Genomic DNA, 17,726 nt, shown 5'->3' on the forward strand with positions numbered 1-17,726 from the left:
TCAGGAGTTTTCTAGGCCGTAAGCGCCGTTCCAGAATACCGTGCCAACAGGCACGCCAACATTGGACGGTGAGCCACATGGCCTCTATTCAGCCTCGCACCAACAAAGACGGGACAATCTCCTTCCGCGTGATGTTCCGCATTGACGGAAGACAGGCGCAAGAATCATTCTTGACAGCCGAAACTGCGGAGCAATTCTGTGGTGTCATTGACCGCATCGGAGGGCGTGCTGCCCGCGAGCTCCGCATGGCACAGGAAATGGGCAGTGAGCAAGCGCCACTCCTTTCGGAATGGGTGCGCGAATACCTGGACCCTGAGAGCGGGCTACTAAGCGGCGTGACGGCCGGGACTCGTGATAACTATCGAATGATCGCGGAACGATCGTTCTTGCCCCGCCTGGGTGACTTTCCCGTGGATCTCGTTGACGAGGATGCTGTGCGGGCCTGGCTTAACTGGCAGATTGAGCAGCCGACCGTAAAGTACCCGGATCGCACTATCTCGGCCAAATCGGTCAAGAACTATCACGCACTCCTGTCTGGCGCACTCGGGGCTGCGGCCAAGAGGGGAATCGTCGCCCGCAACGTGGCGTATGGGCTCACTCTTCCGAAGGGCTTTCGTCCACCCATCTGCTTCTTGACCGAAGGCGAGTTCGCTTGTGTCTACCGCGCAACCCTTGAGTGGTACAAGCCACTCATGCTCACCCTCGCCTCGACGGGCCTACGCTTCGGAGAGGCAACCGCCCTTACCTGGGCCGACCTGGTTATGGTCAATGGGGAGTGGTGCTTCGACGTAAACAAGGCGTGGAAGCAGGGCGAGCGAGGGCAACGACGTGTATTAGGGCCACCAAAGTCTGGCGCTGGTGTGCGGCTGGTGTCCGTCTCGGTCGAGGTTGTTCAGGCGCTCGGAACGCCTGGCAAGTCTCACGAGCTGATCTTCAAAACGCGGGAAGGAGCCGTGGTCAGTGCTGGCACATTCGCGAAATATGGTCTCAAGCGTGCGGTGCGGATCTCTGGGATAAGCAAGGACCCCCGAAACCATGATCTTCGTCACTCGCACGCCTCCTGGCTTATTGCCAAGGGCGTGCCGCTGCCATATATTCAGCGTCGCCTCGGGCACGAGAATATTGATACGACGGTTCGCGTCTACGGGCACTTGATGCCAGATGCCCTCAATGCCACGCGAGAAGCTGCAGCGGATGCAATCAAGCTGGCGCTATTGGGCTAGGGAAAGGTTGGGCGGGCGGGGTCTGTGAAGTCGGTGCCGGGAAATCTGACGATCTCCAGGAAATCGTCCGAGGCGAGTTCGTCAGCTGCATCGGCCTCGCCTCTCCACCAATCAGCCAGGGCGCGCAGCTCCCCGGCGCGCCGCTCGGTGGAGTGCCCCAGGTCATTTGTCTTGATCGTGGCGCCCGTGGCGGCCGCAATGGCCGCGAGCTTCGCATATGCGCGCGCGGTTGCCCGAAGCACATTCTCATCCGCGCCAGCAAGGAGCACTTCAAGCTCGTCATCCGAGAAGTTTGCGTAGTTGACGACACTAGTCTCTACCGGCTCGAGTTCCGTGAAGTTGGTGTCACCAATGCTTAGTCGAACTTGGCCGACAAGGGAATCCTTGTCGATGGGGCGTGCGCCGAGATTTATCATTTCAGCTCCAGAGGAATTGGCCTGCCCCGCCGTTGGCTGGGAAACGATTTGGCGGGGCAGGGTGTGATTGGAGGATCACGGTTACATTCTACCGGAACTTCATAGTAAACCCACAGAACGCAAATAACCCCCAGCCGAAGCCAGGGGTTATTTAGCCAGCAAATCCGGCTTAGGTGTTCGTGCCGTTCGAGAACACGATGCCCTCAGTCCACAGGAGGTCGGAGCCGTAGACGTGGCGCACCTTCGTCGAGATGGAGTCCGAGTCGAAGTCGCCATCCATGAACGGCACAGCGCCGCCAGAGAAGTTGACTGAGTTGGAGGACTTGACCCAGAACGATGGACGCTCAGCACCGGCGAGGTAGTTGCGCGTCAGTACTGGGCGGGGGCCACCGATCGGGATGAGGATGAAGCCACGCCCGAAGTTCGGGTTGATGGCAGTCAGCCAGCGGTTCTCGAGCACGGTGATTTCCGCGCCGAGGTCGATCGTCTGCTCGAAGGCGACGGTGTCGATGGTCGAACCACCGGTGCCCTTCGTCTTCTTGATGATGCGGCCGGAGAGAGCCTGCTGTACGCGACCCTTCTGGCCGGGAGCCACCAGCATGACGAACTTCGAGAAATGGACCGGCGTGCCGTCGATCTTGAAGGACTGGGCCTTCTCGAGCGCAGCCTGGATCGCCACGATGTCCTCGAGCGACGGGTTGCCAGCAAGGGCACCTGCCGTGCCGAGCTTCGCAGTGTTGAAGCCGGTGGCCGTGACGAGGTTCTTCACCGGCTTGGAGTCCTCGAGCTGACGCGCGTGGATGCCGAACTCAGTGACCGAGTCGCGAACCAGATCGACGCGGGCGCCGCGCGAGTTCACGATGGTCTGCCAGTCGATTCCGAAAGCCTCACCGTACTGGTAGGCGGCCTTCTTCTTGTCGGTGGCCTGGAGCCCGAGCTGGGGGTAGCTCTGGCGGTTCCCGATGCGAGGCAGGGTGCCGGGCAGGAACGTCTCGCCGTGGTTCAGGTCGGCGATGTTGTCCTGGTTGAAGCCGTAGACCTTGACGGCCTCCTCTTCACCGATCGTCTGCACGGTCTCCTTGGAGGTGTACGACTCGAAGGTGGTCTCCACCTGGTCGTATTCCTTCTGGAGGATCGTGTTGATAACCGGACGGAGCTGCGTCGGCAAGTCAGTGTGGGAAATCGACTCGGCGAAGCGGAGCTGCGCGTTGACGTCACCACTCTCGGCGGCCTTGAAGAGGGTTGCTGCCTTCTTCTGGGATTCAGTGAGTCGCATGGTTCTCCTTATGCGGCCTGGGGGATGAGCTGGACGAAAAGCTTGCCCGCTGCTGCGGCCTTCGCTCGGGTGGCGACGCCGATGAGGACGTGGTCGGCCGTTGCGGCCTTCACGAACGCGGAGCCGTCAGTCTTGCGGTACACGCTGTCGCCAATGGCGAATGCGCCAGCAACGGCGTCGAAGCGAACCTCGGCAGCGGTGTCGACGGTGGTGTAATACTTGCCGTCCTCGGCGAGGCGACCGTCGTAGCCAGCGAGGCCGCGAATTGCGCCCTTGCCAACCCAGTCGTCACCCTTGACGGTGCTCGCGACGTCGACCTCCTGGACGAAGATCGGCAGGTGCGAGTCCTTGACGATGTGCTGTGCCATTACGCACCTTCCGTTCCGTAGCCAGCCGCCTCGGCGAGCCACTTGCTGTCGTCGGGAGCGCCAGGGGTGTCGCCCTCGAGCACGAAGCCGTCGCCGTCGTTCGCGGGAGCGAATGTGGACTTGGCCTCTTCCGCGATAGTCTTGGCGTCTTCGAGCGCCTTGGTGATGTCGTCACCCTTGCGAGCAGACTCCGTGAGCGCGACCCGCTGCGACGCGAGGAGATTCTTCTCGGCCGCGATGGCCGTGATCTTCTCGTCGTAGCTGGTCAGCGCCTCCGTCACCGCTTCGGCAGTAGCTTCGGCGGTAGCCTCGGCGGTAGCCTTCTCGGTGGCGGCGGTCTTGAGCTCGGCAACAGTGGCGACGAGGGGAGCGAGCGCCTCGGCAATAGCCGCAGCAACCTCTTCCTTGGTCAGCATGTTTCCTTCTTTCTCCAGCGCCGAGGCTTCGGCGTCAGGCTTGTTTCCAGCTCGGGGGGTCCCGAGAGAAGATTCGATTGCGCGGGCCGATTCGGCCGCCGCGTCAAAGCGTCCACCGCGCCCAGCGGCAACAACAATGTCAACGCTCTTGTATGGGTCCTCGGCGTTGAAGTGCTTGACCTCGTACACGTCGCGCTCTTCGTTGTGAACACCAAATGCTTCAATGAAAATGGAGATCCCAAGCAAGTCGAAAAACTCCTCAACGAACTCGGCATATTCTGCTCGCGGTTTCCAGTTGGCACGAACCGCCACCTGGTCATCGGCCAGCTCCTCGACCCACGTTTCACCGACGATTCGCCCACCAATCTTGAGCACGGAACGCTCGTGCGGGGCGAAAGAATACTCGGGATGGTCCATGAAGCTTACGGAATTGTCGAATGCCGCGTGCTCTGATCGAAGGAGTTCGGCCGAGTATTCGCCACTTGAACCACGTCCCGAGGTGATAACCGTAATCGGGTATGTGCCCTTAGTGCCCTTCTTCTCAAGCGCACCGGACTCCCGGATGCGTAGCGCCGTTTTGGTCATGCGATCAGTTTACAGTAAATACATAGACGAATCACAGGTTGCGAATGTCGCCCTTTAATTTGCGGCATTATCGCTCACATTGTCGTCGCGCGTGTCCCGACTCTTGGGCCCCTTGCCTGCGCCAGTGCTTTGGCCCTGGCCAGCTCCGCCAGCCTGGTCGCCACTGTCGTCGCTCTGGCCCCCCTGACTCGATGCACTCTTTGTTGCCAGTACCGTTTTCCCGTTATTTGGTGTGAGTACGTCAGAAGGAACGGCGCCCGGCTCCACAATGCCCAGGATGTCGGCAATTCGATCCTGAAGTGGTGTGCCCTCAAACAGGCCGGTGTCCCAGGCGAGCTTAATGGCCTGTATCTCTCGATACACGTCAGTTGCGCTAATTAGTGGGTTAAATTCGGCGGTGGGGTTCTTGGCGCCCATCCAGCGAAGCACTCGAAGATCGAGCTCTGCGTTCCAGTTCCGCTCCGATTCCACGGAGAGACGCGTCGGGAGGTCGAGCGTCTGGGCTGATCCATATGAGCTGCCCGCAGTGCCAGGGTCGGATGTGAGGTGGATGACGGAGACGCCGATAGCGGTGGCCACGACGGAGGCAAGTGCTCGGCCGGAGTCAAAGTCATACCCCTTGCCAGCGGTCGCTAGCGGTGCGAGGTCATTTGGGCCAACAACGGTTTGGCCTGATCCACGCGCAGATGCGAACTTTAGGCTCGTGTTTTCTGTGCCCTTCTTCGTCTTTGTTGTGACTTGGAAGGCAAACTGTGCCATCGCGTCTGACATGATCTTGCCGTTCACGAGGAAGTCTCGGTAGAGGCGCGCCCAGGCGAGAGCGTTGAGTGCGTGTGGCGCCCCAAAGGTCCAACCGATCTGGGTGTTCACGAAGGCGTCAAAGATCACCTTGTCCCGAGCGACTCGAACCGGCTTGCCGTCGTAATTGATGGTCTTGCGGTTGCCACGCTTTTCCTCAAACACATCGGTGAATACCCACTCACGTCGAAGTCTTGGATTCTGAACCCCGCCAGAGTAGTCCTGCCACTCGCGCAGGTACGCCCAGACCTCAGAGCGATTTTGAGAGTTGCGGTAGGCGTCAACGATCTCGCCAAGGGGGATAGCCGCTTCGATCTGGCGAGTCTTGTTGTCGCCGAGGTAGAAAACGCCGCCATCGGTGTAGCAGGCGCGGTAGCGCTCCTGGCGGGCGGTTGGTCCAAAGTATCGCCGACGCTGAATGTCGGATTCAATGGCCGTGCGAATTTTCTTCGTGATGTCGCCATAACGAACTCCGCCCTCGTTGATGTAGTCGGAACGCAGGTTCGCGCCACGTTCGATGTGCGGATTGCCAACGAGAGCCTCGCGGAGCTGGCCAGACCATTGCTTAAGGTCTTGCAGGGAGAGGCCGTCACTCTGATTGCCGTCGAGACTGAGCCAATCACTGTCCTCTTCCTTCCACATTTGCATGACTCCGCTAAGTTGCTCGGCAACTCGCGGATCGAGGTGTTCAAATGCTTCCTCGAGGAGCTCTGCACTTCGGCCTCGGCGGGCCTCGATCCACTGCTCGATACTGGGCTGATTAGTCATCATGTTCTCCTAGATGGGCATTCCTGCGCCCATGCGGGCAACGTTGAGTAGTTCAAAGGGGTCGACGCGCACAACGTCACCAACCTCGACTTCGCCGAGGGGTGGCGCAGTGAGCGCCGACGTGTCGATAACGGCATAGATCAGTGCGTCAAGGCGGTCCGGTGAGCCGTGCATCTCAGAGCGCATGAGCTTTTTCGGTGTAATCTTCAGGGCGCCATGATTGTCTGAGTCTTGGGTGACGGCAAGCATTTGATCTTTGAGGATCTTGTCGGTGGGGTCGAGGTCAATCTCCTTCATGCGAAGCTTGAGTCGAAGGTCGTCGTGATTCTCGTCGCGTGCGCGCACCCATTTCGCTTTGTCTGTCGATGAAGCCGAGCCAATGACCCGAATTACGACATACTCCGCCTCGGCGAACTCCTCGAGACGCATGAGCATGGTTGCGACGCCGCCGCCGAGGCCCGCAGCATCGAGACGAACTTCCGTTGCGCCGATGTGATTCGCGATCGCGTGGATGCGTCGGGCGCTCGAGACCTCATCCTCCTTGGACCACACTCCAGATGTGGTGCGCCGGATCTCTTGACCATCCTCGTCAACGCCGTCGACGTAAGTGATTTCCTCGTCAAATATGCGAGCGATTCCGCCGCGATTGACATACACGACACTCTCATCGTCACCCATTGCCGCAAGGTCGACGCCCATGATCGGTGGCTCACCGCTTGCAGGTAGCTCACGCTCTTGCGCGGCCACAATGTCATCCTCAGAGAAGAAAGCGTTGTCGGTCTCGCCGGGGAATTGCCCTTCAACTTTTGCGAGAAAGCGAGCCTCTTTCTTGCCGTTACGAATCCACACACGTTGCTTGTGCTCGATCCACTTCCTTGAGGTCAAACCGCGCATCATGCGCTCGTTTTTTTCGAGATCCTCGGGGTAAACGATCTCGCCAGTCATTGTAGGCAAGTCGTATGCCGAAATAGTGTGTAGATCGTACTCTGAGGCAAGAACTGGGTCGTTGAATCCGTCGTAGAACGGTGTGGCTCGGCGGTCCGGGTTGCCAATGCCTCCCATGCGGGCCTCGCCCGAAGTCATGAGCGCCTCGATCGCGGTGAAAATGTCTGCCGATACACCACCGGCCTCGTCCAGGAGAATGAGGTTTCGGCCGCTTTCTTTGCGGAGACCCTGGAACGTAGAAACGGCATCGGCGGCGCCTGGGACACTGGCGAGCGCAAGGGTTTCAGAGCCGCCCGCGCTCGGGATGTGCTTCCACTCGTTCTGCTCGCTGATCCAGCCAGGCCACGGCATCGGCTCGTTGCGCTGCATCGCAGAAGCCTTCACAGCGCCATAGCTGTTCTTGATGTAGGAAAACACGCCCTTCTCAACCTGACGGAGAGTCGGGGCGGTGGCAATTACCAGGGATTCGCGCGGATCAAAGGCAGTAATCCACCACATCGCCCAACGCGCGGCCTGGAAGGTTTTTGCGGTGCCGTTCGCGCTCTTTACTAGCGCGCGCATCTTGGGTGTCGTGAGGACGGACTGACTGATCTCCGCCATTTTGGCGTAGGTTCGCTCGCCGAGGATGTCGTACTGCCATGCGGCAAAGTCGCGCTGGTAGAGGCGATTCTTGGCCTTGCGGCGCATCTCCGCGAGCGCGCCGTCATAGACGGCGGGGTGCAGGGAAAGCTGCGTCGAGTTGGTCACTCTTCTATCGCCTCGTGCTTGGCGATCTCGTCGCGCGCGTGACTGAGAGCTTCGATCATGAGTTCATCCCACAGCTCGGCAGGAACGCGCTCACGGAGTGCTCCGCGCATGTAGCCGAATGCGCCATCGACAACCTGGGCCATAATTCGCCCCTGGTTACCGTAAAGCTTGTTGAGGTCCTCCTCGGTGGCCGCTCCGAGCCTCTCGGCCTGCGCGGAGAGCTGCTTTACGGTGGCGAGAATGACCTTCGCCTTATCGAGGTCAAAGTAGCCATCTTGGAGCGTGGCGAGCAATGCGGAGAGCGTTAAGTAGAGGCGTCGTTGCTCCTGTTGCTGCGTGAGCCAATTCTTTGACTTAAGAAGCTCCTGTGTCCTACTCGCAATGCGCTCCGGGGTAATGAGGCCGCCGAGCATGAATGAAATCTCTTCAGGCGACCGCGAGCCAGCGAGCTGGAGGATCTTGTCATCCATCGCATTCGCTGGCCGAGTCGCAATATTCATAGCTCATAGTTTACACTTAGCCAAGTCATAGATAGAATGTTTCTGAAACCGACTCTCACCTGTCAGTTTCAGCCTCCACTCGCACGCTGTGTGCAAAACGAAACCCCCTGGAATGCGCCACGTCAATGGCCCAGGGGGTTTCGCTCTTGAGGAGGGTGTTAGGACTTCGGGATCTCGAACCCGAGATCGGTGTATCCAGTTCCGTACTCGGGATGATCTTCCTCGCGCTCGGGGTCGGCTGGGCGAGGTGCGGGTGGAGAATCTAGGAACCCAACACGGTCCAGGGCCCAGTCCACAAGGGTGTCATGAACTGCCACTAGATCCTGCCTCTTTCCCGACGGGCCGAGAGCTCCAGCGGGGAATAACCCCTCCGCCATGTGGTCCATCCAAATCGAGCCGGGATAGACGGGGGAGCCGTCGCTGGAAACATGCGGTGCGAGCTTCCTGAAGTAGTCGACCACCTGTTCGCGGCGCCAGCCATGCACGTCAGGGAGAAGGAGCTGGTAGTAGACCCCGGCAAGAATTCGAAGGAACCCCGCAGACCCAAGCAGGCTTGTCTTGCGCAATTCTCGGGGCTGCAGCTGTCCCAACTGCACTGAGCGCAGCGGGGGGAAGGCTTCAGTCAGGTCGTCAAAGAACGCTTTGGCGCGATCGGCAACATGACGCTCCTCAAGCTCCTGATCCTGACGGCGACTCACGCGGCCATTGAGGCCAACAGTGACGTTCTTGATAATCTCCGCAACATTCTTTGCCGACAGGAAGTTCTCCGACTTCCTATTGATGCGGTCGAGCTCCATCTCAATTCGGCTTGCAAGGAGTGGGGACTCGAGCACCATTGGCAGCGCGCGGTTGACGACCTTTCGAGAGTCAAAGCGACTTCGAACTGACGCCGTAATCCCGAGTGCGTTGTCGGATATGTCAAAGAACATCTGACGATATGCGACCGGATCTTCTTCGATGTAAATCTGAATCGCTGCACGCTCTGAATCCAGGCGAGCGTACTGCTCCTCAAGGAGCGCAATGTCGTCACGAATGTATCGACTCGCGGCCCCGCCTGGATCGTTTCGCTCAGCCTTCTGCAGGGCCTCTCGTGACTTGTCGAGGTCGGCGACGATGTCGGCTGCTGCAATAAAGAAGCCGAGGATGCGGTGTTGCCCGTCGAGGATGTTAACGTCTCTAGCTGCCGATCGCGCGATTTCAAGTACGCCAAACTTTGACCCAGCAACCTCGTGTAGTACCTCAAATTTGAAAGGTGCTGGAGCTCGCAAGATGAGGCTGGGGATCACCCATCTGGTTTGGGTTCGAAAATAGTCAGCAAAATCCTTTGCGTGCTTTGCTCGAATGGCGCGGTTACTCTCCACCGGACGCTCAGGATCAGGGCGCACGATCAAGCTGGTGATCTGCAAAAGCGAGAGATCGAGGTTGTAGACCACGCGACCGCCCTGCTTAAACCGGCTCGCAAAGTAGGTGTCGGTCGTAGAGTACCCGCTTGGTACTTGTGCTGGCATAGTGGTAGCCACTGTCGATCCTCCAATCTGAGATGCCCGGTTTGGCACCCCTACAGCGGAGGTTCAGTCTAGCGACAGTGGCTACCGATGCGCAATTATTTAGCCGACAATTATGGCCGGTGCGCTTCCAGGGCTGCGAAAGGGACGGAGTAGCGAATGTTGCGGCCAAAGTCCACAAGCGCAGTCTCGACTATCGGATAGACCTTCTCGACGCGAGCAAGGAGCTGGTTGAGATAAACCACTTCATCTCCAGTCCTAAAGCTCTTTCGGGGACGATCCTGCGTGAATGGTGGCGTGACCCGGGTTGCAGTGCTATTGCGTGACATTCGTTTTCCCCTTTTCTTGTGCGAGCGCGTCCTTCCGGTGAATAACGTGCTCGTTGGTGGTGTGCATTGCTCGGTCAGACATTCCCGACGTGAGCGTGAGTTTCTGGATTCCATATCGGCCGTCATGCGTTGATCGAGAGACTTCCCAGTCCACCTTGCCGCCCTTACTAAAGCGAACAAGGTCGCCTGCTTTGAATTGCTCGAGGCGATTACTCATGTTCGGATACTCGCTTTCTCGTGGGCTTGCCTGTAGGGGTGAGGAGTATGCGTCCGTCGCGGTCAACTGCCACGCTGTATGAGCCGCCTCTGGCTGCTGGCACCACCGAGCCGATGCTGATGCGACCGCGATCGTCGGCGTTGAGCGTTCGAAGCGCAGTTGAGAAGGAGCTGGCTACGTCGGCGCTCATGCGGCGCCATCCACAATTCTCAAGCAAGTGCCCGTCAGTTCGCCCTCTTCTGGGTCTCCCGCGTCAGGGGTGGTGTACGTCGCTGGTTCAAAGACCCATTTGTAGTCCTCGGACTCGCGAAGATGGCCGAGGATCACTAGGCCATCCTCGTCCTTCACAGGGATGGGCCCGAGGAGGATTGATTGGGTGCGATCTGACAAGCGAGCAAGCATGGGGATCGCGGTACTGATGTCACTTGCTGCCTCAGCGGTTATCTCTACCATGAGATTTCCTTTCTAGTTATTCGAACATATGTTCGAACGGGGGTTGGTTAGAGGGTAACAAACCCCTCCGACAAATGCGCTACTTCGACTTAACTTCGATGGGATTGCAAGTGCTTCCCTTGGGCGTGCCTGCTGGACCCTTGGGGGGTCGCTGATGCTCGTCTGGGGTGTCGCGGTTCCGCTCAGTGCACTCGTGTTCTAGGCGCTTGATCTCGAGCCGCAAATCGGCGTTTTCATGGGCGAGCTGGTCAACCTTGGCAAGGTATGCCAGCTTGAGTGCGCTGTCAACGTCCCGCTCCAACTCAAGCTCAGCTAGGCGAGTGCTCCTCGCGCCATCCACCGCAATTCTGGCCTCTAGGGTCGCGACGCGGCTCTGGAGAAAATTGAGTGCATTTGTAATGTTCCTGCGTGCCTGGTTACTCTCGCTGGAGTCGTAGCTCTTAACGCCATTGAGGTCGCTTTCGAGCTGGCCAGTAGCGTAGATTTGTGTGCTCACACTCACACCGCCTTGCCGCCGTGCATATGGCCCCTGGTCGCGTTGAAGGCGAGCTTTTCCAGGATGACCTCGGCGAGGGAGAATCCCGCCTCATCGGCGAAGTCGAAGGCGCGAATCACGATGTCAGCCAGCTCGGATGGGACCCCCTCCGGCTTCGCGGTGCCGCAACTTTTCTCGACCAGTGACTTAACGTCGCTCGAGACAGCCCCGCCCAAGCGGCTGTCGGTGCCGGAGTAGTAGCGCTCTGTGGCAGTGTGGCCGTTCCGCAGCTCCTCGATCGCTTCGGTGACCTCGGTTCCAATGAGCGCGAGCTTGGTGATGTAGTAATTGCGAAGCGCAGCGTCGCCACCTTCTCGCGTGCCACTCATTTCCCGGAAGAAGTCGCCTTGGGTGCGAAAGCCGCGCTTGGCGTTGCCTTCGCCGATGACATCCTGGAGCGCATCCAAGGTTGAGTGGGGCTCGATGGTTGAGATGGAACCCCGCATTACGCGGCCTCGTATTCAGCTTCGGCGTCCAATTCGGGCTCGTCGGCGTCGATCTGCAGCTCGGGGGTTGGCGCCAGTTCGTCAACATCTGATGTCGAGATTGTGCGCGTCTTGGGGTAGCGATCGGCGGGGAAAAGACTCTCCAGGACGTCGACGCGGAAATCGGAGAATACGATCTCCGAACTCTCGGCGGTAATGGGGCTCGGCTCTGCGATCACCATAGGCGCCGACTTGATGGCGAAAGCGGCGGCCGTTTCGCGATTCTCGGGAGCTTCGATGTTTTCGACACTGAAATCAATCTCTCGCTCAAGGAGCCAGCGCTTCGTGATGGTGCAGGCCATGCAACCTCGCTGTTTCGAGTAGACAGTGATCGAGTGTTCCTGGGGGATGGTGACTGTTGGCATGTGAGTCCTCTCTGGTGAGTGCGGTTCGAATTAGCTGGCTAAATGTGACTGGAAGGAGAGGGGGTTAAACCTCTTCGACAAATCCGAGGGCCTTGTCCTCGGGAATGAAGCCAGAGCGAATAGTTGAAGGGGCGGCGTGTGATTGGGCGGCGTGTTTCGGCGCGCTTGTGAGGTTACTGCCCGCATCCGAGAAGTCGCCCTCCATTGCCACGGGGATCCCCGCCCAGTTCTGGTAGGTCACTTCGCGAACGACGCCGTTCTCGAGGCGCTCCGTAAAGCGGAGCCGCGACTGGTCGACTGACATGGACTGGAGCTGGGAAGGGGTGATGTCGAACTGGGAAAGGAAGGGTGTAAGTAGTTCAAAAGGCTTCATGAAAGTCAGCCTAACACCAATATGGGGAATTTAGTGGGCTAAATGTGGGAATCTAAACCACCGGGAGGGCTGGGGGTCGAGAAGTTACTCAGTTAGCGGCACTCCGCGTCAAATGCTGCGGTGGCCTCAACAAAACTGCTCGAAAACTTCGCAATTCCAGCCTCGTCACCTACCTTCAGAGCATCGGCATACTGTCCAGCAACGGTGGATAGCGAGGCAAACTTTGGAGAGGGGAGCAGCTCCTCGAGGTTCTTCATGACGCTAAACATTGCGGCGTTGTCTGAAGCATCCGCCTGCGCGATGCGATGAGCGGCCTCGTCCATGATCCGAGTGTAGGTTTGGCAATCCGTGGAGGTAGTCGTGCAGCCAGTGAGCCCGATCGAGGTGAGCAAAACGACTGCGGAAGTGAGGCCGAGGTTACCTGCTTTGGAGGGCATGATTTTCAGAATAGCGTAGAAAAAAAATTGGGGCCAGTGTGGGGCAAAAAATGGGGGAACAATGAATAGTGTGCGCGGGGGCGGCCCAACCACCACGTCCCCCCTCTACGCGCCACAAATCGCGACCTTTCCTTCGTCTCGCCTTGCGCCACGTTGTCTCTTTGTGTCTCTTGCTGTGCGCTGTGTGCCCGGGGTGTCTCGCGGTCGCGTTGACTGCGTGTTGCTTGTCGTGCATGTGTGCATGAAAGTGGGCCTTGCTTCCCGCGATGGGTTGGAATTGATTGCATATTTTATGCTGAATTAGTTGACTATCCTACGCATTAGTGTAAACTGGAGTCATGGGAAACGACAGGAATGAACTTACCGCCCCGGCCTCCGCGCGTCACGCGGGAGCTGTCGAGCCGTGGATCACGGCACGCGCCTACGTCAACCGTTACGGCTCACACCGTGGCAAACATGGCGTAACTCATGGCAACCCAACACGCACTGAGCGCCGCACTGTAGCGCGCGTTCGCACCGCGTACCGCCTGCTTGTCTCGCGCCCTCGTCATGGCCGACACGGCACTACCGCGCCACTGTCACGCGGCTGCGAGCACTGGGAATGCCAACTACTTGATGTGTTCTGCACGTTCACCACAGCCAAGCTCGCACCCGCATTTAGCTAGCTAATTGACTCTCACGTATAGGACTAGACCAATGACTGAAACAGATGACCGCACGCTAGCCGCCCAGCATGCCGATAGCCTGATCGCTGACATTCGCAACCGCACTGAGCAGGGCGCGCCATTCGGGTGGCTTGACCCTGAGTCGGGCGAACCTCTTGATGAATGGCAAGAGGATTGCGTGAGTGTTGCCGCGATTGATTATCTGGGTGACGCGCTCGACATTCGCTATATCGTCAACAATGATCGGAGTTACCGCGCGGCTCAAGTGTGCATCTCACTCGGCGGCCCTAATGTGTGGATTGACACCGATGACAAAGAGCTCCAGGTGTACTGGGACGGCCGCTCTATTCGTTCGCTACCTAGCGCCTTCGTTGAGGCGATAGATGAGGCGTTGTCTGAACTATGGGAGATGGGCGCATGAGTACCCCAACCCTCGCGCCGGTAACGGCCAAGCCCGGCTGTCAGCCGCCGTGCAAGATTTGCTGTGCAGGTTGCGCCGATCCCGAAAACCACCCACACGCGTTCGACTGTGAAGAATGGAACAGATTATGAATAGCTCAGTTGTTGTTGAGTTCCGCGCCCGTATCCGAGAGGTTGACGGGGTGAAGTACGTGAGTGTTCCAAAACTCACACAGAGCCACGTTATCCAGGGTGACAAGGCCACCTATACGCCTACAAGCCTCGTTCTCGCCGCTGCGTTGCTGCGACTCTCGCAGGGCGCGCGCCGCGTCGATTCTCCGATGCTTGAACATGTGAGCGGTGACTTTATCGGCACCTTTCGTGTTCGCCTCGGTACGTGGGGCGTAGTTCGCGCGGCACAAGCTGCGAGGCGCGAGGCGATGGGCGCGGGCTGGGATAGTCAACGCGAGCGCCTGGGGGAATATGAGGACCGCTGTTATCGTGCCGCTCTCGCCGTCTTTCAGCGCGCTGCACACCCGGCGGCATTAGTCCACTAAATCAGTAAGGAATCGGCGCTACCGCGCCGGGGAGGATCGAAGCAATGAACACGCTAGCCGAGGCAGTTACTCGAACTATTGAGAGCGCGAACGCCGCTGCAACGAATCACTGGGCAATGATCGAATGGACTATTCGATATGACTTTACTGACGCAGAGTCACAGCGCTATCACTTGCGCGCGAGCCGCAGCGGCGCGGGAACTTGGGTATTGCGTGAGCTAGACGCACCTGGCTGCGACGGTGGGGACACGTTGAGTCTGGTCTGGATTGATCCCAGCGTCATCTCACGCATTCACTCAACCCCCGGATCATTCGACCTCATGGGCGCGCCGGTTATCAAGCCTTGGCTCACCGGTCTTTACAAAGATAGCGAACTCGTGTTCGCCTAGCCGGCCTCAGAACTACCTCACGACACGGAACGGATCAAAGCAATGTCGAACTACGCAACTCATAAGGCAACCGCACGCGGCAAGGCTCAGACGCTCGCACGCAAAGCGCACCGACGCGCGAAGTATGGGAGCGCACGATGAACCCGACCGAGTGGCGTGAAGTGTGCCGCCTCGAAGATGCTGAAGAGCGGCGCGAAGCCCGCGAGGCTCAGAAACGGTTGCATGACAAAGCCGTGGAGCGTCGACGTAAAGCCAAGAAGCAGAGGAAGCGGGCTGGACGATGATCGCCGAACTGTGGCGGTTGCTCTCAGAAACCGGCTTCGGATCTTCGCTGATTTTGTTCGGGGGACTGGTGGCAATTTGCTACACAGCATTCGGCAAATCGGACGATTCGGCAAGTTCAAGCGCTGAGGACTTGAACTCAGTCCAAGAAGTCGATTTACACTAATATGACGAACGAATTTCGACTCTTTCCAATCTCAATATACGAACATATGTACATATAGCAATATAGCTAGATGTATTTAGATGATATTTCTCTCGTCATATTAGTGTTACGTCAGACAACTGACCTCTAATCTCCAAATACCCAACCACACGCTACGATCTGGAGGGATCGCAATGTTTAAGCCAATTTCACCCCGCACCGCTGCGAGGATCAATTACCGCCCGCACTCGCCGCTTGTGGAGCCTTTCACGCTCCAATTCAAGCCCATCACGCCATAGTAGGAACAACAATGTTGATTCATGGCAACATGAATATGTAAATAATTTGCAGGTTCATGGCGCAATGAAAACAACATTGTTGCACCTACCATGCAGTAATGGTCAATGTCTGACCATCAAGTTACACTCGAAACCAAGACACAAGCCCAGCTCTGGAGGAACCGAAATGGCACGCAAATTCATACCGAAAGACCCAGCTGTAGTTTTTTCTGCGCAAGGGAAACTTGACGTGTTCCAGGTTGAGAAGGTGAGTGACTTCAGGTCGGATGGGTACTACGTGACCAGTGTCGAGAGTGGTCTCGTTCTTCATAAATTCGACACATACGAAGAGGCTGAGCAAGAGGCGAAAATGCACGCGAACCCGCCTACCGAGCCAGAGGCGGCTAAGGCGTGGTATCGAGCACACCACGGACCAGACCTCGTAAGCGCGTAGTTTCGCAAGCTGTGGGCCAAGTTTTGAGTCGCGCTCATAAACACTAATATGTAAAATAGCCAACTAAAACCCGAAGGATCTTAGCAATGAGTACCAGGACAGTCGATGAGAAAAACCGCACGATCACGGAGACATTCGAGACCGAACGCGAAGGGATCGTGCTGGCAATCGTAACCACGCATTTGCCAGGCCGAATCTTGACCAGGGCTCGACGGCGTGAAGTAACCCCGCTGGGGTTTCGTGAGAAGTTCACTTCTGTGGCCTCGAACCACGCACCAGTGCCGCGCAAGAGCGCGCAGTGCAACCGCTATAGCCTCAAGCGCCTAGAGGCTGAGCACGCGGCCTACATGGCTGAGCACGTTTCAACCCCCGAGCAAATCGAAGCGCTCACGACATGGGCGGAGCGGTTCTGATGGGTGCCGCAAGTGAACGGGATCAAGCTGTCACGCTGAACCTGGCGGATGCGGTCACCAAAGAGCTGTTTGAGGCAATCTTGGAGAAGTTCGACCTCGACCACGGGAACGCCGAGTTTGGCGAGGGTGATTATGTCACGGTGGAAGCGCCGAACCACGCTACGTGCATGGTCGACATCGCTCACTGCAAGAGCGTTCGTGATCTCGTGGAGGCGATGGCGGGTGAAATCGTTGATTTTGATTCCGATGAGGAATTTACGAATTGCTGGAGCGCGGAGTTCGCAGAGCACAACGGCTTCACGCCGCTCTCGTTCATTCGCGGCTTGGAAGAGGATGCACGGCACTTCCGCCGAGCATCTCGCGAAATGAAGAAGCTGCTGAAGTGGGGGATCTGAAAATGAATACGAACACCGAAATTAGCCAGCTAAATCGTGACGAGCTTGCGCACGACGCAGCGCAAGAGCTCATTGAAGCTCTGTTCCACGACAGCGAGACGGTTTGGAAGCTCGCGCCGATGTTCAGCTGCGCGCAATCCGACGCGATGCAGCGTTTGATCGAGCTAGTCGGCCCAGTTCCCAACGAGAGCCGAACTCGTGCGGCTGAGTGGCGCGAGTCCCACATTCTGAACAAGATCAATGGCCACCACAACGGACCCAAGGGGTCGCCTGATGCTGTCCACTACAACGAAAAGCTGGATCACGAATTGTCTCTTGTAGTTCGCCTCGCGAGCGGAGAAGTGAAATGAGCGCTAAGCCAGAAATCGAGTTCAAAACGGTGTCACCCAATGCACCGGACCCCATTCGTCAGCTCATCGACTACACCTCAGATTTGGTGCGCGAGCTGTCAGAAAACCCGATCGTTGTTGAAGTGTTCGGCTTCGGTGATGACCTCAACCGCTTCACCGAAATTCGCGAAGCCCTCGCCCGGAAAGGAATCTACGCATGAACGCCAAATCAGACAAGAACCAGAGTAGGACGGTGCACGGCATGTTTGCACGAGTTAATGGAGTAGTGGCCGCGTTTGCGCTGATCGGCGCGGTGGGATTGACGGTGACGTTGAGCGCCGCGTCACTCCCCGAGGTAGATCCTGTGAAGGTTGAAGCGGTGGAAATCGCAGAAACTCCCGAGGCGCCGCAAATTGATGTCCCGGAGGTTGACCAGGCCGAGGCCGAGCAAGTCGCGGCACCGGCCCTTCCAGTGCCAGCGGTGGTCACCGAGGCTGAGTCGACTGAGGTAAACGACACCTCCGGCTTGCCGAGTGAAGGAACGCTCTCATTACCGCCGTGCGCCACTGAGGACGCGGCAAATTGCTACTGGAATGCGTCGGTTGCGGGCAATGGTCTCGGGCGTTCGTTTATCGACGTCGGTGGCGTGACCTACTATGCCGAGAACTAGGGGAGACGC

General features: G+C 58.1%; 27 protein-coding genes. 11 read left to right on the forward strand and 16 right to left on the reverse strand.

Features of this window, described 5'->3' with window-relative positions; translation table 11 throughout:
* The first annotated feature begins 77 nt into the window (after positions 1-77).
* Complete coding sequence (locus G7068_RS15830; RefSeq protein ID WP_166292847.1) at positions 78-1,223, forward strand: tyrosine-type recombinase/integrase; 1,146 nt, start codon at positions 78-80, stop codon at positions 1,221-1,223.
* On the opposite strand, the gene G7068_RS15835 is transcribed toward G7068_RS15830, so the two are convergent.
* The 16 genes from G7068_RS15835 to G7068_RS15910 all read right to left on the reverse strand — a co-directional run bounded on the left by G7068_RS15835 (position 1,220) and on the right by G7068_RS15910 (position 12,741).
* Positions 1,220-1,639: a hypothetical protein gene (locus tag G7068_RS15835; RefSeq protein ID WP_166292848.1), complete on the reverse strand. Its 420-nt coding sequence runs from the start codon at positions 1,637-1,639 to the stop codon at positions 1,220-1,222. The two genes, G7068_RS15830 and G7068_RS15835, sit on opposite strands and share 4 nt — an antisense overlap.
* A 169-nt stretch (positions 1,640-1,808) precedes the next feature.
* The gene (locus tag G7068_RS15840; protein ID WP_166292849.1) at positions 1,809-2,915 is read right to left on the reverse strand and encodes a phage major capsid protein; all 1,107 of its coding nucleotides are present in this window, start codon (positions 2,913-2,915) and stop codon (positions 1,809-1,811) included.
* 8 nt (positions 2,916-2,923) lie between these two features.
* Positions 2,924-3,283, reverse strand: a complete 360-nt coding sequence (locus G7068_RS15845; protein ID WP_166292850.1) for a capsid cement protein — start codon at positions 3,281-3,283, stop codon at positions 2,924-2,926.
* Positions 3,283-4,284 (reverse strand): hypothetical protein, encoded by a 1,002-nt coding sequence (locus tag G7068_RS15850; RefSeq protein WP_166292851.1) that lies wholly within the window; start codon positions 4,282-4,284, stop codon positions 3,283-3,285. Before G7068_RS15850 ends, G7068_RS15845 begins: the two co-directional genes overlap by 1 nt.
* A gap of 54 nt (positions 4,285-4,338) precedes the next feature.
* Positions 4,339-5,850, reverse strand: a complete 1,512-nt coding sequence (locus G7068_RS15855; protein WP_166292852.1) for a hypothetical protein — start codon at positions 5,848-5,850, stop codon at positions 4,339-4,341.
* 9 nt (positions 5,851-5,859) lie between these two features.
* Positions 5,860-7,542, reverse strand: coding sequence for a hypothetical protein (locus G7068_RS15860; protein WP_166292853.1), 1,683 nt, complete (start codon positions 7,540-7,542; stop codon positions 5,860-5,862).
* Positions 7,539-8,042, reverse strand: a complete 504-nt coding sequence (locus tag G7068_RS15865) for a hypothetical protein (protein ID WP_166292854.1) — start codon at positions 8,040-8,042, stop codon at positions 7,539-7,541. The genes G7068_RS15860 and G7068_RS15865 overlap by 4 nt, the downstream gene beginning before the upstream one ends.
* Positions 8,043-8,200: 158 nt before the next feature.
* Positions 8,201-9,562: a DNA sulfur modification protein DndB gene (locus G7068_RS15870; protein ID WP_166292855.1), complete on the reverse strand. Its 1,362-nt coding sequence runs from the start codon at positions 9,560-9,562 to the stop codon at positions 8,201-8,203.
* 300 nt (positions 9,563-9,862) lie between these two features.
* Entirely contained in the window at positions 9,863-10,093 is a 231-nt protein-coding gene (locus G7068_RS15875) for a cupin domain-containing protein (RefSeq protein WP_166292856.1), read from the reverse strand.
* Complete coding sequence (locus G7068_RS15880; protein ID WP_166292857.1) at positions 10,086-10,283, reverse strand: hypothetical protein; 198 nt, start codon at positions 10,281-10,283, stop codon at positions 10,086-10,088. Before G7068_RS15880 ends, G7068_RS15875 begins: the two co-directional genes overlap by 8 nt.
* Entirely contained in the window at positions 10,280-10,546 is a 267-nt protein-coding gene (locus G7068_RS15885) for a hypothetical protein (RefSeq protein ID WP_166292858.1), read from the reverse strand. Before G7068_RS15885 ends, G7068_RS15880 begins: the two co-directional genes overlap by 4 nt.
* A 79-nt stretch (positions 10,547-10,625) precedes the next feature.
* Positions 10,626-11,042, reverse strand: a complete 417-nt coding sequence (locus G7068_RS15890) for a hypothetical protein (RefSeq protein WP_166292859.1) — start codon at positions 11,040-11,042, stop codon at positions 10,626-10,628.
* Positions 11,043-11,044: 2 nt separating this feature from the next.
* Positions 11,045-11,410, reverse strand: coding sequence for a nucleoside triphosphate pyrophosphohydrolase family protein (locus G7068_RS15895; RefSeq protein ID WP_166292860.1), 366 nt, complete (start codon positions 11,408-11,410; stop codon positions 11,045-11,047).
* A 116-nt stretch (positions 11,411-11,526) separates the two neighbouring features.
* The gene (locus G7068_RS15900; protein ID WP_166292861.1) at positions 11,527-11,931 is read right to left on the reverse strand and encodes a thioredoxin domain-containing protein; all 405 of its coding nucleotides are present in this window, start codon (positions 11,929-11,931) and stop codon (positions 11,527-11,529) included.
* A gap of 64 nt (positions 11,932-11,995) precedes the next feature.
* The gene (locus tag G7068_RS15905) at positions 11,996-12,304 is read right to left on the reverse strand and encodes a hypothetical protein (protein WP_166292862.1); all 309 of its coding nucleotides are present in this window, start codon (positions 12,302-12,304) and stop codon (positions 11,996-11,998) included.
* A gap of 92 nt (positions 12,305-12,396) precedes the next feature.
* Complete coding sequence (locus G7068_RS15910) at positions 12,397-12,741, reverse strand: hypothetical protein (protein ID WP_166292863.1); 345 nt, start codon at positions 12,739-12,741, stop codon at positions 12,397-12,399.
* A 338-nt stretch (positions 12,742-13,079) separates the two neighbouring features.
* Here G7068_RS15910 and G7068_RS15915 point away from each other — a divergent pair, with 338 nt between their 5' ends.
* The 10 genes from G7068_RS15915 (at position 13,080) to G7068_RS15960 (ending at position 17,717) form a co-directional block, all read left to right on the forward strand.
* The gene (locus G7068_RS15915; RefSeq protein ID WP_166292864.1) at positions 13,080-13,406 is read left to right on the forward strand and encodes a hypothetical protein; all 327 of its coding nucleotides are present in this window, start codon (positions 13,080-13,082) and stop codon (positions 13,404-13,406) included.
* 31 nt (positions 13,407-13,437) lie between these two features.
* Positions 13,438-13,827 (forward strand): hypothetical protein, encoded by a 390-nt coding sequence (locus G7068_RS15920; protein ID WP_166292865.1) that lies wholly within the window; start codon positions 13,438-13,440, stop codon positions 13,825-13,827.
* Between the two features lie 115 nt (positions 13,828-13,942).
* Complete coding sequence (locus tag G7068_RS15925; protein ID WP_166292866.1) at positions 13,943-14,362, forward strand: hypothetical protein; 420 nt, start codon at positions 13,943-13,945, stop codon at positions 14,360-14,362.
* A 44-nt stretch (positions 14,363-14,406) separates the two neighbouring features.
* Positions 14,407-14,751 carry a hypothetical protein gene (locus tag G7068_RS15930; RefSeq protein ID WP_166292867.1) on the forward strand — a complete coding sequence of 115 codons (345 nt, stop codon included), beginning with the start codon at positions 14,407-14,409 and terminating at the stop codon, positions 14,749-14,751.
* Positions 14,752-15,643: 892 nt separating this feature from the next.
* The gene (locus G7068_RS15935) at positions 15,644-15,910 is read left to right on the forward strand and encodes a hypothetical protein (RefSeq protein ID WP_166292868.1); all 267 of its coding nucleotides are present in this window, start codon (positions 15,644-15,646) and stop codon (positions 15,908-15,910) included.
* Positions 15,911-15,996: 86 nt separating this feature from the next.
* Positions 15,997-16,323 (forward strand): hypothetical protein, encoded by a 327-nt coding sequence (locus G7068_RS15940; protein ID WP_166292869.1) that lies wholly within the window; start codon positions 15,997-15,999, stop codon positions 16,321-16,323.
* Positions 16,305-16,718 carry a hypothetical protein gene (locus G7068_RS15945; RefSeq protein WP_166292870.1) on the forward strand — a complete coding sequence of 138 codons (414 nt, stop codon included), beginning with the start codon at positions 16,305-16,307 and terminating at the stop codon, positions 16,716-16,718. Before G7068_RS15940 ends, G7068_RS15945 begins: the two co-directional genes overlap by 19 nt.
* A gap of 2 nt (positions 16,719-16,720) precedes the next feature.
* Positions 16,721-17,068, forward strand: a complete 348-nt coding sequence (locus G7068_RS15950; RefSeq protein ID WP_166292871.1) for a hypothetical protein — start codon at positions 16,721-16,723, stop codon at positions 17,066-17,068.
* Positions 17,065-17,268: a hypothetical protein gene (locus G7068_RS15955; protein ID WP_166292872.1), complete on the forward strand. Its 204-nt coding sequence runs from the start codon at positions 17,065-17,067 to the stop codon at positions 17,266-17,268. The genes G7068_RS15950 and G7068_RS15955 overlap by 4 nt, the downstream gene beginning before the upstream one ends.
* Entirely contained in the window at positions 17,265-17,717 is a 453-nt protein-coding gene (locus tag G7068_RS15960) for a hypothetical protein (protein ID WP_166292873.1), read from the forward strand. The genes G7068_RS15955 and G7068_RS15960 overlap by 4 nt, the downstream gene beginning before the upstream one ends.
* Positions 17,718-17,726 lie beyond the last annotated feature (9 nt).

This window comes from Leucobacter viscericola (genome assembly GCF_011299575.1).
Taxonomy (GTDB): Bacteria; Actinomycetota; Actinomycetes; order Actinomycetales; family Microbacteriaceae; genus Leucobacter; species Leucobacter viscericola.